At 66.7% G+C, this 13,733-nt stretch carries 16 protein-coding genes and 1 tRNA gene; 12 read left to right on the top strand and 5 right to left on the bottom strand.

From position 1 onward, the window contains the following. The first annotated feature begins 1 nt into the window (after position 1). The 7 genes from ccmE to ACE3N6_RS08065 all read left to right on the top strand — a co-directional run bounded on the left by ccmE (position 2) and on the right by ACE3N6_RS08065 (position 6,377). A complete protein-coding gene (gene ccmE / locus ACE3N6_RS08095; protein WP_374244674.1) occupies positions 2-442 on the top strand; it encodes a cytochrome c maturation protein CcmE in 441 nt (146 codons plus the stop codon). Between the two features lie 114 nt (positions 443-556). Next, on the top strand, positions 557-2,509 hold the full coding sequence (locus tag ACE3N6_RS08090) for a heme lyase CcmF/NrfE family subunit (protein ID WP_374244673.1): 1,953 nt from the start codon (positions 557-559) through the stop codon (positions 2,507-2,509). Then, a complete protein-coding gene (locus ACE3N6_RS08085) occupies positions 2,503-3,093 on the top strand; it encodes a DsbE family thiol:disulfide interchange protein (RefSeq protein ID WP_374244712.1) in 591 nt (196 codons plus the stop codon). The genes ACE3N6_RS08090 and ACE3N6_RS08085 overlap by 7 nt, the downstream gene beginning before the upstream one ends. Before the next feature lie 8 nt (positions 3,094-3,101). Continuing rightward, the gene (locus ACE3N6_RS08080; protein ID WP_374244672.1) at positions 3,102-3,593 is read left to right on the top strand and encodes a cytochrome c-type biogenesis protein; all 492 of its coding nucleotides are present in this window, start codon (positions 3,102-3,104) and stop codon (positions 3,591-3,593) included. Continuing rightward, positions 3,590-4,795, top strand: a complete 1,206-nt coding sequence (gene ccmI, locus ACE3N6_RS08075) for a c-type cytochrome biogenesis protein CcmI (protein ID WP_374244671.1) — start codon at positions 3,590-3,592, stop codon at positions 4,793-4,795. Before ACE3N6_RS08080 ends, ccmI begins: the two co-directional genes overlap by 4 nt. A 234-nt stretch (positions 4,796-5,029) precedes the next feature. Further along, a complete protein-coding gene (locus tag ACE3N6_RS08070) occupies positions 5,030-5,347 on the top strand; it encodes a cupin domain-containing protein (protein WP_374244670.1) in 318 nt (105 codons plus the stop codon). Between the two features lie 58 nt (positions 5,348-5,405). Then, positions 5,406-6,377, top strand: a complete 972-nt coding sequence (locus tag ACE3N6_RS08065) for an MBL fold metallo-hydrolase (RefSeq protein WP_374244669.1) — start codon at positions 5,406-5,408, stop codon at positions 6,375-6,377. A gap of 73 nt (positions 6,378-6,450) precedes the next feature. Here ACE3N6_RS08065 and metK read toward each other — a convergent pair whose 3' ends face one another. After that, positions 6,451-7,617, bottom strand: a complete 1,167-nt coding sequence (gene metK, locus ACE3N6_RS08060) for a methionine adenosyltransferase (protein ID WP_374244668.1) — start codon at positions 7,615-7,617, stop codon at positions 6,451-6,453. A gap of 227 nt (positions 7,618-7,844) precedes the next feature. On the opposite strand from metK, the gene ACE3N6_RS08055 reads away from it, so the two are divergent. Then, positions 7,845-8,723, top strand: a complete 879-nt coding sequence (locus ACE3N6_RS08055; RefSeq protein WP_374244667.1) for a lysophospholipid acyltransferase family protein — start codon at positions 7,845-7,847, stop codon at positions 8,721-8,723. Continuing rightward, a complete protein-coding gene (locus ACE3N6_RS08050) occupies positions 8,720-9,592 on the top strand; it encodes a lysophospholipid acyltransferase family protein (protein WP_374244666.1) in 873 nt (290 codons plus the stop codon). The genes ACE3N6_RS08055 and ACE3N6_RS08050 overlap by 4 nt, the downstream gene beginning before the upstream one ends. Positions 9,593-9,613: 21 nt before the next feature. On the opposite strand, the gene ACE3N6_RS08045 is transcribed toward ACE3N6_RS08050, so the two are convergent. The 4 genes from ACE3N6_RS08045 to thiS all read right to left on the bottom strand — a co-directional run bounded on the left by ACE3N6_RS08045 (position 9,614) and on the right by thiS (position 11,783). Next, on the bottom strand, positions 9,614-9,844 hold the full coding sequence (locus ACE3N6_RS08045; protein ID WP_374244665.1) for a hypothetical protein: 231 nt from the start codon (positions 9,842-9,844) through the stop codon (positions 9,614-9,616). A 2-nt stretch (positions 9,845-9,846) separates the two neighbouring features. After that, the gene (trmB, locus tag ACE3N6_RS08040) at positions 9,847-10,572 is read right to left on the bottom strand and encodes a tRNA (guanosine(46)-N7)-methyltransferase TrmB (protein WP_374244664.1); all 726 of its coding nucleotides are present in this window, start codon (positions 10,570-10,572) and stop codon (positions 9,847-9,849) included. A 114-nt stretch (positions 10,573-10,686) separates the two neighbouring features. Further along, positions 10,687-11,472 (bottom strand): thiazole synthase, encoded by a 786-nt coding sequence (locus ACE3N6_RS08035; protein ID WP_374244663.1) that lies wholly within the window; start codon positions 11,470-11,472, stop codon positions 10,687-10,689. Between the two features lie 68 nt (positions 11,473-11,540). Beyond that, entirely contained in the window at positions 11,541-11,783 is a 243-nt protein-coding gene (gene thiS, locus ACE3N6_RS08030; protein ID WP_374244662.1) for a sulfur carrier protein ThiS, read from the bottom strand. Positions 11,784-11,850: 67 nt separating this feature from the next. Between thiS and ACE3N6_RS08025 the strand changes: the two genes are divergently transcribed. From ACE3N6_RS08025 to ACE3N6_RS08015, 3 genes are all read left to right on the top strand, one after another. Next, positions 11,851-11,924, top strand: a tRNA-Gly gene (locus tag ACE3N6_RS08025). Between the two features lie 567 nt (positions 11,925-12,491). Beyond that, the gene (locus ACE3N6_RS08020; protein ID WP_374244661.1) at positions 12,492-12,689 is read left to right on the top strand and encodes a hypothetical protein; all 198 of its coding nucleotides are present in this window, start codon (positions 12,492-12,494) and stop codon (positions 12,687-12,689) included. 76 nt (positions 12,690-12,765) lie between these two features. Beyond that, positions 12,766-13,356, top strand: coding sequence for an ImmA/IrrE family metallo-endopeptidase (locus tag ACE3N6_RS08015; RefSeq protein WP_374244660.1), 591 nt, complete (start codon positions 12,766-12,768; stop codon positions 13,354-13,356). Positions 13,357-13,733: the final 377 nt, after the last annotated feature.

The raw sequence follows: 13,733 nt of genomic DNA, 5'->3' as shown, positions 1-13,733 counted from the left end.
CATGAAACCACGTCAAAAACGCTTCGCCATCGTCGTGGGCGGGCTGGCTGCCCTCGGCATCGCCGCCGCCCTGGTCCTCAACGCCTTCCAGAGCAACCTGGTGTTCTTCTTCACGCCCACCCAGGTGGCGGCGGGCGAGGCCCCCAAGGGCCGCGCCTTCCGCATCGGCGGGCTGGTGAAGGAGGGCAGCCTGGAGCGCACCGACATCACCGCGCGCTTCGTGGTCACCGACACCGCCAAGGAAATCCCCGTCACCTACAAGGGCATCCTGCCGGATCTGTTCTCCGAGGGCAAAGGCGTGGTCGCCCAGGGTTCGTTAGGGCAGGACGGGCAGTTCACCGCCACCGAAGTCCTGGCCAAGCACGACGAGAACTACATGCCGCCCGAGGCCCAGGCCGCGGTGGATAAAGCCCACGAAGCCTCCCGAACCCTGAAACAGTGAGGCGTGAAGAGAGATGAGTGAGGAGGCCGAGTACGGGCCTCGTGCCCTCCCGATTCACTCGGCCACCGCTTCACGCCTCACTCCTGCCCCCCACCTCCTCGCGCGAGCAAACCCATGATCCCCGAAATCGGTACCTTCGCCCTCGTGCTGGCCCTGCTGGTGGCCCTCGTCCAGGGCACCCTGCCCCTCGTCGGCGCCCAGCGGGGCGTGGCGGCCTGGGTGGCGCTGGCCCGACCGGCCGCCTCCACCCTGTTCCTGCTGATCGCGGTGGCCTTCGGCTGCCTCACCGCCAGCTTCATCGACAACGACTTCTCGGTGCTCTACGTGGCCCAGCACTCCAACTCGCGCCTGCCGCTGGAGTACCGCATCGCCGGCGTGTGGGGCGGCCACGAGGGCTCGCTGCTGCTGTGGGTGCTGATGCTGTCCCTGTGGGGGCTGGCGGTGGCGGCCTTCTCCCGCAGCCTGCCCGACGACATGGTGGCCCGCGTGCAGGGGGTGCTGGGCCTCGTGGCGGCCGGCTTCATCCTGTTCATCCTGGCCACCTCCAGCCCCTTCGTGCGCCTCCTGCCCGGCGCCGAAGACGGGCGCGACCTCAACCCGCTGCTCCAGGACCCGGGCCTGATCTTCCACCCGCCCATGCTCTACATGGGCTACGTGGGCTTCTCGGTGGCCTTCGCCTTCGCCATCGCCGCGCTGCTGTCGGGCCGGCTGGATGCCGCCTGGGCCCGCTGGTCGCGGCCGTGGACCACCGCCGCGTGGGTTTTCCTCACCCTGGGCATCGGCCTGGGCTCGATCTGGGCCTACTACGAGCTGGGCTGGGGTGGCTGGTGGTTCTGGGATCCGGTCGAGAACGCCTCCTTCATGCCGTGGCTGGTGGGCACCGCGCTGATCCACTCCCTGGCCGTCACCGAGAAGCGCGGCAGCTTCAAGAACTGGACGGTGCTGCTGGCCATCGGCGCCTTCTCCCTGTCGCTGCTGGGCACCTTCCTGGTCCGCTCGGGGGTGCTCAGTTCGGTGCACGCCTTCGCGTCCGACCCCAAGCGCGGCGTGTTCATCCTGATCTTCCTGGCGGTGGTGGTCGGCGCCTCCCTCACCCTGTTCGCCTGGCGGGCGCCCAAGGTCAGCCTGGGCGGCGCCTTCGCGCTGGTGTCGCGGGAGACCCTGCTCCTCATCAACAACCTGCTGCTGCTGTGCGCCGCCGGCGCCGTGCTGCTGGGCACCCTCTACCCGCTGGTGATCGACGCCCTCAACCTGGGCAAGCTGTCGGTCGGCCCCCCCTACTTCAACGCGGTGTTCGCGCCGCTGATGGTGCCGGTGCTGTTCCTGATGGCCGCCGGCCCGGTGGCCCGCTGGAAGCAGGCCAGCCTCGCCGACATCGTCCGCCCCCTGCGCGCCGCCTTCGCGCTGGCGGTGCTGGTGGGCGTCGGCGCCCCGTTTGCGGCCGGTGAATGGTCTGCCGGCGTTGCGCTGGGCCTCGGCCTCGCCATGTGGATCGTCGGCGCGTCGGTGCTGCAGATCCTCGCCAGGGCCAAGTCCGGCATGCCGCCGCCGGCCTTCTGGGGCATGCACCTGGCCCATGTGGGTATCGCCGTCACCGTGGTCGGCATCGTGATGGTCAAGCACTACGAAACCGAGCGCGACGTGCGCATGGCCCCCGGCGACACCGTGGCGGCCGGCGGCTACACCATCCGCTTCCTGGGCGTGGAGGGCGTGACCGGCCCCAACTACAACGCCGCCCGCGGCAATCTCGAGCTGCTCAAGGACGGCCGGGTGCTGATGCCGCTCCACCCCGAGAAGCGCAAGTACCTCTCCTCCGCCATGCCCATGACCGAAGCCTTCATCGACCCCGGCCTCACCCGCGACATCTACGTCTCGCTGGGCGACCCGCTCGAAGGCGGCGACGGCGCCTGGAGCGTGCGCGTGTACTACAAGCCCTTCGTCAGCTGGATCTGGGCCGGCGCCGTGCTGATGGCCCTGGGCGGCCTCTTCGCCGCCAGCGACCGCCGCTACCGGCTCAAATCCGCCACCCGCGCCGCCACCCAGCTCGCCCCCGGAGCCGCATCGTGAAACGCTTCCTGATCCCCCTCGGCATATTCCTGGTGCTGGTCGTGTTCCTCGCCATCGGCCTCAACCGCGACCCCCACGAGGTGCCCTCGCCGCTGGTCGGCAAGCCGGCGCCCGAGTTCCGTCTCGCCACCCTGGCCGATCCGGCCAAGGAGTTCTCCCCCGCCGACATGCGCGGTCAGGTGTGGCTGCTCAACGTGTGGGCCTCGTGGTGCGTGTCGTGCCGTGCCGAACACCCGCTGCTGGTGGCCTTCGCCAAGGAGGGTCAGCTCCCGGTGGTCGGCCTCAACTACAAGGAGGTGCGCGGCGACGGCAGCCTCGACGCCAGGAAGCTGCCCCCCGGGCAGGAGCTTGCCCTCACCCGCGAACGGGCCGGCGCCTGGCTCGACCGCCACGGCAACCCCTACCGCCTGTCGGTGCTCGACATGGACGGCCGGGTCGGCATCGACTACGGCGTGTATGGCGTGCCCGAGACCTACCTGATCGACAAGAAAGGCGTGATCCGCTTCAAGCAGATCGGCCCGATCACCCCCGAAGCCCTGAGCCAGAAGATCCTGCCGCTGGCGAAGCAGCTGGCCGCGGAGTAACGACCGCCATGACCCGTCGCCTGCTCGCCCCCGTGGCCGCCCTGCTCCTCGCCGCCAGCCTCCACCTCCACGCCGCCGACGCCACCGGCAAGGCCGAAGACCCGGCGGGAGAGCACCGGAACGTAACAAACTCCGAAGAAGTCCGCTGCCTCGTCTGCCAGAACGAAAGCCTCGCCGCCTCCCGCGCCGAACTCGCCAACGACCTGCGCGAGGAAGTCCGCAAGCTCATCCACCAGGGCAAGTCCGACGCCGAGATCCGCGACTACCTGGTGGCCCGCTACGGCGATTTCGTGCTCTACCGCCCACCGGTCAAGCCCACCACCTGGCTGCTGTGGTTCGGCCCCTTCGCCCTGCTGGCCGGCGGCGCCGTCGGCCTCGTCGCCTACCTGCGCCGGCGAGCCGGCCGGGTGAGCGCCCCCGACCTCACCGCCGAACAGCGCGCCGCCGCCGACGCCCTCCTCGGTGCACACTCCCCCCAACGCCCGAAAAACGACGCATGACCGCCTTCTGGATCGCCGCCGGCCTGCTCGGCACCCTCGTCCTCGCCGTACTGTGCTGGCCGCTGCTGCGTCACAAGCCCGCCGCCCACGCCTCCCGCCAGGCCATCAACACCGCCATCTACCGCGACCAGCTCGCCGAACTCGACCGGGATCTGGCCAGCGGCGCCCTCTCCCAGGCCGACTACGCCAGCGCCCGCAGCGAGATCGAACGACGCGTCCTCGAAGACGTGGCCGACGACAGCGCCCCCGCCGACGCCCCCCGTCGCCTGCCGCGCACCGCCCTGGGTCTGGTCCTCACCCTGCCCCTGGCCGCCGTCGCCCTCTACTTCGTCTTCGGCAACCCCGCCGCCCTCGACCCGGCCGCCACCGCCCACAACGCCGGCCCCAGCGCCGCCGAAGTCGAGCAGATGGTCGCCACCCTCGCCGCGCGGCTCGAAAAGAACCCGGACAACCCCCAGGGCTGGGCCATGCTGGGCCGCAGCTACAAGGCCCTCGGCCGCTTCGACGACGCCGCCCAGGCCTTCGAGAAGGCCGGCGCCGCCATGGAGAGCGACCCCGAGCTGATGCTGGAACTCGTCGAACTCGCGGCCGAACGCAACGACGGCAAGATCGAAGGCAAGGCCCGCCAGCTGCTCCAGAAAGTGCTGGCCGATCAGCCCGACAACCCCCAGGCGCTGGTCCTCGCCGGCTACGACGCCTATGCCCGGGCCCAATACGCCGACGCCGTGAAGCACTGGGAGAAGCTGCTCGCCATGGTCCCGCCCGACTCCCCGGACGCCCAGAACCTCAGCGCCGGCATCGAAAGCGCCCGCAGCCGGATGAGCGCCGCCCCCGCCGGCGGAAAGTCGGCCGCCAGCGCGGGCAAGGTCAGCGGCAAGGTCGAGCTGGCGCCCGAACTCAAGGCCAAGGCCGGCCTCGACGACGTGGTCTTCATCTTCGCCCGCGCCGCCCAGGGCCCGCGGATGCCCCTCGCCGTGGTCCGCGCCAGGGTTGCCGATCTGCCGGTGGATTTCACCCTCGACGACAGCATGGCCATGAGCCCCGAGCTGAAGCTCTCCTCCGCCGGCGAGCTGCGCATCGAGGCCCGGGTCTCCAAGCGCGGCGACGCCACCGCCCAACCGGGCGATCTGGCCGGCGAAGCGGGCCCGGTGAAGGCCGGCGCCAGCGGCATCCGGCTGCGCATCGACCGCGTCCTGCCCTGACCTCCGGCCGGCGCCGGGCCACGGCGCCGCCAGAATAGCCGCAGCCTATTCTGAGCATCGCAATAAACAATTGGCGCCGTGGCGGCACTGCCGTAGCATGGCCCAATGTCTGAAACGGCTGCCCCTCAAGGGTGGCCCAGGCTAGCAAGCTGCACTCGGCGCGCCGGGGTAAATCACACAATACCCCCCAAGACCCCACAGAGACCGATCCCGGCGCCCACTTTTTCTCCCCCGATGTCCCCCCCCAACCTCCTCTCGCCGCTCCCGCCGCCCGGCCCCGACGAGCACTTCGAGACCCTCTTCGTCAGCCCCCGGGTGCGCATCGAGCGCATCGTCTCCCACCGCCACGCCAGCCCGCCCGGCTTCTGGTACGACCAGACCGCCGACGAGTGGGTGATGCTCGCCCAGGGCAGCGCCGAACTCGAGTTCGACGACGGCCGCCGCGAGCGGCTTGCCCCGGGCGACTGGCTGCTGATCCCCGCCGGCTGCCGCCACCGGGTCGCCGCCACCGGGCCGGACACCGTCTGGCTGGCCGTGCACGTCGCGCCCTGACACCGCCGCCGCGCAGATTGTCGTATTCTCCTGTCCTCCATCCACCGGAGAACACCCCATGATCCGACGCAGCCTCACCGCCCTGGCCATCGCCGTGGGCGCCAGCCTCCTTCCCTTCGCCGCCCCCGCCCACGCCGAAGCCCCCGCCGTCGGCACCCAGGTGCCGGGCTACTACCGCATGGCCCTGGGCCAGCTCGAGATCACCGCCCTCTACGACGGCTACGTCGATCTGGGCGCCAGCGTGCTGCTCGGCGCCAGCAAGGCCGACGTGCAGAAGCTGCTCGCCAGCAAGTTCATCGCCGGCGAAAAGGTGCAGACCGCCGTCAACGCCTACCTCATCAACGCCGGCGGCAAGCTGATCCTCGTGGACGCCGGTGCCGCCAAGGCCTTCGGCCCCACCCTCGGCTTCATCGGCGACCAGCTCCGCGCCGCCGGCTACAGCCCCGAACAGGTGGACGTGGTGCTCCTCACCCACCTCCATGCCGACCACGTGGCCGGCATCCTGACCCCCGAAGGCAAGCCGCTGTTCCCCAACGCCGAGATCCACGTAGATAAGGCCGAAAGCGACTTCTGGCTGTCGGAAGCCAACGCCGCCAGCGCGCCCAAGGATTTCAAGCCCTTCTTCGAGCTGGCCCGCAAGTCCGTGGCCCCCTACCAGGCCATCGGCAAGTACAAGACCTTCACCGGCGAAGCCGACTTCGGCGGCGTGAAGGCCGTGCCCTCCAACGGCCACACCCCCGGCCACACCAGCTACCTCGTCGAGTCCGGCGGCCAGCGCCTGCTCATCCTGGGCGACGCGGTGCACGCCCACGCGGTTCAGTTCGCCCGCCCGGAGGTGGCCATCGAGTTCGACACCGACAAGAAGGCCGCCATCGCCGCCCGCAAGAAGCTGTTCGCCTGGGCCGCCAAGGAGAAGCTGCTGGTCTCCGGCATGCACCTGCCCTTCCCCGGCATCGGCCATGTGCGCACCGAAGGCAAGGGCTACGCCTGGGTGCCGGTGGAGTACAGCCCGATCCGCACCGACAAGTAAGCGCGGCATCGCCGCAAACAACAAGGGCGACCCGCGGGTCGCCCTTGTTGTTTGAACCGGAAACCGGCCCGGCTTACAGCCCGGCGTCGGCGCGCAAGGCGGCGGCCTTGTCGGTGGTTTCCCAGGTGAAATCCACCTCGTCGCGGCCGAAGTGGCCGTAGGCGGCGGTGCGCGAGTAGATCGGGCGCAGCAGGTCGAGGCTGGCGATGATGCCCTTCGGGCGCAGGTCGAAGTGGCGACGCACCAGCTCGACGATGGTCTCGTCCGACACCTTGCCGGTGCCGAAGGTCTCGACCATCAGGCTCACCGGCTGGGCCACGCCGATGGCGTAAGCCACCTGCACCTCGCAGCGGTCGGCCAGGCCGGCGGCGACGATGTTCTTCGCCACGTAGCGGCCGGCGTAGGCGGCGGAACGGTCCACCTTCGACGGATCCTTACCCGAGAACGCACCGCCGCCGTGGTGGGCCGCGCCGCCGTAGGTGTCGACGATGATCTTGCGGCCAGTAAGGCCGCAGTCGCCGTTCGGGCCACCGATCACGAAGCGGCCGGTGGGGTTGATGAGGTAGCGCACCTTGTCGGAGAGCATCTCCTTGGGCAGCACCGGCTTGATGATCTCCTCGATCACCGCCTCCTCGATCTCCTTGTGGGATTTGTCCGGATGGTGCTGGGTGGACACCACCACAGTGTCGATCGCCACCGGCTTGCCATCCACGTAGCGCACGGTGAGCTGGCTCTTGGCGTCCGGGCGCAGCCACGGCAGGCGGCCGTCCTTCCGCACCTCGCCCTGGCGCTGCATGATGCGGTGGGCGTAGTAGATCGGGAAGGGCATCAGGCTGGGCGTCTCGTTGCAGGCGTAGCCGAACATCAGGCCCTGGTCGCCGGCCCCCTGGTCGAGGTCGAGGCCCTCGCCTTCGTTCACGCCCTGGGCGATGTCGGAGGACTGGCGGTTGATCGCGGTGAGCACCGCGCAGCTCTTGTAGTCGAAGCCGATGTCGGAATCGTCGTAGCCGATGCGCTTGACCGTCTCGCGGGCGATGTCCATGTAGTTGATGTCGGCCTTGGTGGTGATCTCGCCGGAGATCACGACGAGGCCGGTGGACACCAGCGTCTCGCAGGCTACGCGGCCGCGCGGGTCCTGGGCCAGGATGGCGTCGAGGACGGCGTCGGATATCTGGTCGGCAACCTTGTCGGGGTGGCCTTCGGAGACGGATTCCGAGGTAAACAGGTATTCTTTGGCCATGAGGCACTCCTAAAAAACAAAATCCCCGGGACTGGCGCCGTTGCCGTCTCTGGGGATTCGTCTGAGCGGCGACGCTTTAGCAGTATTTTTTGGCCTGGGACACGGCACTGCCGTGCACCTCCTCCGCCCTGCAAGTTGTCGGATTAACTCGGCGGAATCACAATTATAACTTTGCGCCTCCGGCCGTCAATTAAGCCGATTCCCTACACCCCCGTCCTCCACTGCCGATGGCGTCGTCGATCTTCTCCTTCCTCGCCAGCCTGCCCCTGGGCACGCTGCAAAAGCTGGGCGTGTTTGCCGGCTGGGTCACCTACGCCCTGTCGCCCACCTACCGCCGGCGCCTGCGCGCCAACCTCGAACACGCCCTGGGCAAGGCCGAGGCCGACCGGGTGTGGCGCCGTGCCGTGGGCGAAACCGGCAAGCAGGCGCTGGAGTTGCCCTGGATGCTGCTGCGCCCCCAGGCCGAGCTGGTCGCCAAGGTCGTCCGCGTGAGCGGCTGGGAGCATGTCGAGGCCGCCGAGGCCCGCGGCGGCGGCATCCTCTTCATCACCCCGCACCTGGGCTGCTTCGAGATCACCGCCCAGTACTTCTCCACCCACCGGCCGATCACCGTGCTCTACCGCGCGCCCAAGAAGGCCGTGCTGCAGCCGGTCATCAACGCTGGCCGCAGCCGCGGCAACATGCATCTGGCGCCGGCCGACGTGGGCGGCGTGCGCCGGCTCATCAAGGCCCTGCGCGCCCGGGAGGCGGTGGGCATGCTGCCCGACCAGGTGCCCGGCGCCGGCGAAGGCGCCTGGGTGCCCTTCTTCGGCCGCCCCGCCTACACCATGACGCTGGCGGCGCGACTGTCCGAGGTCGCCGGCGTCTCCACCATCTTCGCCTGGGCCGAGCGCCTGCCCGGCGGCGAGGGCTTCCACCTGCGCCTGCGCCCCCCGCTCGCCCCCCTCGAAGGCGACACCGACGCCCGCGCCGCCGCCATCAACCGCGAGATGGAAGCCCAGATCCGCGAGAACCCCACCCAATACCTGTGGGGTTACAACCGCTACAAGCGCCCGAAGGACGGGCCTCCGGCCCCCGCCCCCACCACCGCCGCAAACCCATCATGAGTCGAATCCTCGTCGCCCTGCTGTGGCTGATCCACTGGCTGCCGCTGTCGGTCCAGGCCCCCATCGGCCGCGGTCTGGGCAGGCTGCTGTACTGGCTGATCCCGGCCCGCCGCAAGGTCACCCTCACCAACCTGCGGCTGTGCTTTCCCGCGCTCTCCGACACCGAACGCAAGGCGCTGGCGAAGGAGCACTTCGCCCTGGCCGGGCGCAGCATGATCGAACGGGGGCTGGCGTGGTTTGCCCCGGAAGCGCGCCTGCGCAAGCTGGTTCGCATCGACGGCGAAGATCGCCTGAAGCAGCTGGTGGAAGCCCGCCAGCCGGTGATCCTGCTCACCCCCCACTTCCTGGGGCTGGACCTGGGCGGCACCCGGATGGCCATCTCCTTCGACTGCGTGAGCATCTACGCCCGCCAGAAAGACCCGGTGATCGACCGCTGGCTTTACCACGGCCGCAGCCGCTTCGGCAGCCAGCAGCTCCTGCGCCGGGACGAGAGCGTGCGGGCGTCGATCAAGGCGATGAAGGAGATCCGGCCGTTCTACTACCTGCCGGACATGGACAACGGGCCGCACGAATCCATCTTCGTGCCTTTTTTTGGGGTGCCGGCGGCGACCCTGTCGGCCCTGCCGCGCCTCGCGAAGCTGGGCGGCGCGGTGGTGATGCCCTGCTTCACCCGCATGCTGCCGGGCGGCCAGGGCTACGTGGTGGAGCTGGGCGAGCCGTGGAGCGACTTCCCCACCGCCGACGTGGACGCCGACGTGCGCCGGATGAACGCCTGCATCGAAGACCAGATCCGCACCATGCCGGCCCAGTACTACTGGGTGCACCGCCGCTTCAAGACCCGCCCGCCGGGCGAGCCGAAGCTCTACTGAAACCGGACGGCCGGGGCGGCCTCAGCCCTCCTGACCATCTTTCGCGGCAAGCTCCGCCAGCACCAGCGGAAACGCCGCGCTGCCCACCAGCGCCACGCCGGATACAACCAGCACCAGCCCGGCGCCGGATTCCTGCAGCAGCGGATGCAGCCCCTCGCCAAAGCCCGCCAGCAGCAACAACCCCGCGATCAGGCAGGCGAGGCCCGGAACGCCCATCAGCCACGCGCCGGCCGGCAGTCGCTTGAGCCCCATCGTCACACCCGCTTGAAGACCAGATCCCACACCCCGTGGCCAAGCTTGATGCCGCGGTTCTCGAACTTGGTGAGCGGGCGGTAATCGGGCTTGGGCGCGTAGCCGTCGGCGGTGTTGGCGAGCAGCGGCTCGGCCCCGAGCACCTCCAGCATCTGCTGGGCGTATTCCTCCCAGTCGGTGGCGCAGTGCAGGTAGCCGCCGGGGGCGAGGCGGCTGGCGATCAGCTTCACGAACGGCCCCTGCACCAGCCGGCGCTTGTGGTGGCGCTTCTTGGGCCAGGGGTCGGGGAAATAGATGTGCACGCCGGCCAGCGAGCCCTCCGGGATCATGTCGCGCAGCACCTCGACCGCGTCGTGCTGGACGATGCGCAGGTTGGCGATGCCGCCCTCGTCGATCAACTTGCACAGGCTGCCCACGCCGGGCGCGTGCACCTCGATGCCGAGGAAGTCGTCCCCCGGCCGGGCCTGGGCGATCGCCGCGGTGGATTGGCCCATGCCGAAGCCGATCTCGACGATCTGCGGCGCCTTGCGACCGAAGACGTCGGCGAGGTCGATGGGCTCGGGCCGGTACTGCACGCCCACCTTGGGCATCATCTCGTCGAGGAAGCGATGCTGGGCATCCGACATGCGGCCCTGGCGCAGCACGAAGCTGCGGATGGACTGTGACGTCAGACGGCCGCCGCCCTGCGGCTGGTCGTCGGACTGGATGGCTTGCTGTTCGTCGCTCATGGCGGTCAAGGCTTTTCATTGCACCCTGCGGATCGACCTTCAGCCCGATCTGCAGGGGTTGATTCAAGGAAAACGGCGCGCCGCAGCGCGCCGTCGATCAATCGTGTTGCCGCTTCAGCTGCCGATCATCCCCGTGGTGGGCGAGCTGGGGCTGGCGGTATAGAACTTGCGGGGCATGCGCCCGGCCAGGAAAGCCTCGCGGCCCGCCTCGACACCCTTCTTCATGGCGCCGGCCATCTTCACCGGATCTTGCGCCAGGGCGATGGCGGTATTCATCAGCACGCCGTCGCAGCCCAGCTCCATGGCAATGGCGGCGTCCGACGCCGTACCCACGCCCGCATCCAGCAGCACCGGCACCTTCACCGCGTCGCGCACCAGCTGCACGTTCCAGGGGTTGAGCACGCCCATGCCGGAGCCGATCAGCGAGGCCAGCGGCATCACCGCCACGCAGCCGATGTCTTCCAGCATCTTTGCCTGGATCGGGTCGTCGGAGCAGTAAACCATCACCTCGAAGCCCTCCTTCACCAGCACCTGGGCGGCCTTGAGGGTTTCGGGCATGTTGGGGAACAGGGTGTGCGGATCGCCCAGCACCTCCAGCTTCACCAACCGGTGGTCGTCCAGCAGCTCACGGGCGAGGCGCAGGGTGCGCACCGCGTCATCGGCGGTATAGCAGCCCGCGGTGTTGGGCAGGTAGGTGAAACGCGAAGGGGGCAGCGCGTCGAGCAGGCTCGGGGCGTTGGGATCCTGCCCGATGTTGGTGCGGCGGATCGCCACCGTGACGATCTCGGCCCCGCTCGCGTCCACGGCCTCGCGGGTCTGCGCGAAATCCTTGTACTTGCCGGTGCCCACCAGCAGCCGGGAGGCATAGCCCTTGCCTGCAATCGTCAGCAAATCGTCCATCGAAGCGTCGGCCTCATCAAATCGGAGTGAAAAACGACAGCGGGCCACACGGCCCGCCAAACCCTGGGCTAACCGCCCCCCACCGCCACCACGATCTCCAGCGCGTCGCCATCGGCAAGCGGGGTGCTGGCGTGCAGGCCCTTGGGCACGATCTCGCCGTTCCGCTCCACCGCCAGCCGCTTGCCGGCAAGGCCCATCTCGTCGAGCAGGCCCGCCACCGTGGCCGGCGCCGCCAGCGTGCGCGCTTCGCCGTTGATCGTGAGGGAGAGGGTCGCCCCGGTTGCCGGGGCCGGATGGGTCGCGGAAGTCATGGGCGCGAGTTTATCACGCCCCCCGTTGCCCTCGCCCGCGCCGATGCGTACAATCTTGGGCTCCCGAGCGGGCGTCGTATAATGGTAATACCTCAGCTTCCCAAGCTGATGCCGTGGGTTCGATTCCCATCGCCCGCTCCACATCGGATTCCGGCAGGTCGTTGATCTGCAAGAAAAAAGGCCAACCTGAAGGGGTTGGCCTTTTTGTTGTCTGGTCGATGTCTGGTCGGAGGTGGGTAGGGTTCGGTCGAGGTGCGTCCAGCGTCGTCCAGCCACTGAGCAATGCCCCGTCAAGGATCTGTGGCTATGGTCATCAAAGCCTCCGCCACCACTCACGCCGCAGGGGTGACAAAAACAAAGCACTCTGAACGTCAACCCAAAAACTACAACATCTAGTACCCCCCTCTCTATTCGCCCCCCTTCCTTGGTAGGAAAAACATGTAAGAGCAGAAGGGGGCGCGAACACGCATTGACTCCCTGCGAAAAACGTGTTTGACACCCCCTCTTGGTTTCCTTATACTAAAAGCGTATGTATTGACGGCGATTTCGCAGTGTGTTATGGCGACTCGTCGCAAAGCAAGTGCCAAAATTTCGGGACACCCCGCCTGACGCTGGGCGGAGCAGTGGCTTCTTTCTACAAGGAGAAAGAAGCCACTTTTATCTGTTTATATAGTTGATTAATTTGTGGAGGTCGAGATGGTCGCTAACGTGAAGCTGCAGCAAGTACAGAAAGAACTAAACGGACTAGGGGTGCGGGACGTCAAATTCTTTTTTAAACCGGAAGCCAAATCCGCACTTTATAGCGTCCTTCAAAACGACGTAGTTGACGTTCTGACAAAATATCTTCACAGCGAAAAGTCCGCAGTAGCAGACTTTTCGGAAGAAGTACTGCCTTCCGCGGCTTGATTCAAAATCTCGCACCAAAAATATCGACTGGTCAACTAGACACCTAACAATTAAGCCCCGAAAGGGGCTGTTTTTTATGCTGATCAACAAACAAAAACTCACCAATACGCTCAGCAAAGTTCAGGAAATTAAAGAAGCATACCGACTTAAGTTCATTGGATCGGATGCGACGAAGCGCAGCGTAAATAACCTTCTGGAGTTGTGCCGCACGTATCTCGCGAAGAATATTGATTGGTACGTACATTCTGACTCTGCACTTAACCACTTGGTACAGAGCTTTGTAATTGTAAAAGATGACCGCTATGAAATCTGCACCCTTAGCGATCTTAACAATTGTTGGAAGCGGTTTGTACTGTGCAAGGAGCTTTTTCACATCATTTTGGACTGTGAAGAAGACTGGAACTCTTCTCTCGAAGATCATCTGATCAATTTCCACGGCGGCATTACTGAGCTTGAATGTCCCGTTCCACCATCTGCTCAAGCGGAATTGCTTGCCGAAATCGCAGCAATGGAGTTCCTCTTCCCTTACGCGGAACGTGCTGCAATTCTCCAGCATGGAAATTTGGAATATTCCGCTATCGCGGAACGATACAAAATCCCTCGGTACTTTGCAGAGAGATACCTCACGAAGGCCTATATTGAAAACCTTCGCGAGTTCCATGTATGAATGCTAGCTAGCCTCCTCGCCTCGCAGGGGGCTGGCCTTTTAATAGCTTAAAATTCAACCGTCGCAGTCGCGAGGCAGGACGTCCCGCCCAGCAGAAATCTGCCACAACGGAGTCTGGTCAGATTCCGGTTACAGCGGTAACAAGCAAAATCTATTAGCGTCAAGCAATAGCAGTGACAAATATAAACGGCCTCACGGGCGACCCTCTCGAAATAGTTGATTCGCAAGGGAAGGTAGAGACAGCAAAGGCCTGTGGATTCAACCGGTGGATGCAACACACTAGAGCCTACGCGGGCAGAAGGGGTGTTGCAGATGAAACAGCGACCTCGGATCTATTACTCGGAAAGCCAGAAGGCGTTGATGTGGGAGCGCTGGAG

The sequence above is a fragment of the Zoogloea sp. genome (genome assembly GCF_041904905.1).
In the GTDB taxonomy this organism is placed as follows: Bacteria; Pseudomonadota; Gammaproteobacteria; order Burkholderiales; family Rhodocyclaceae; genus Zoogloea.
This window is presented reverse-complemented; position numbering and strand designations above follow the sequence as displayed.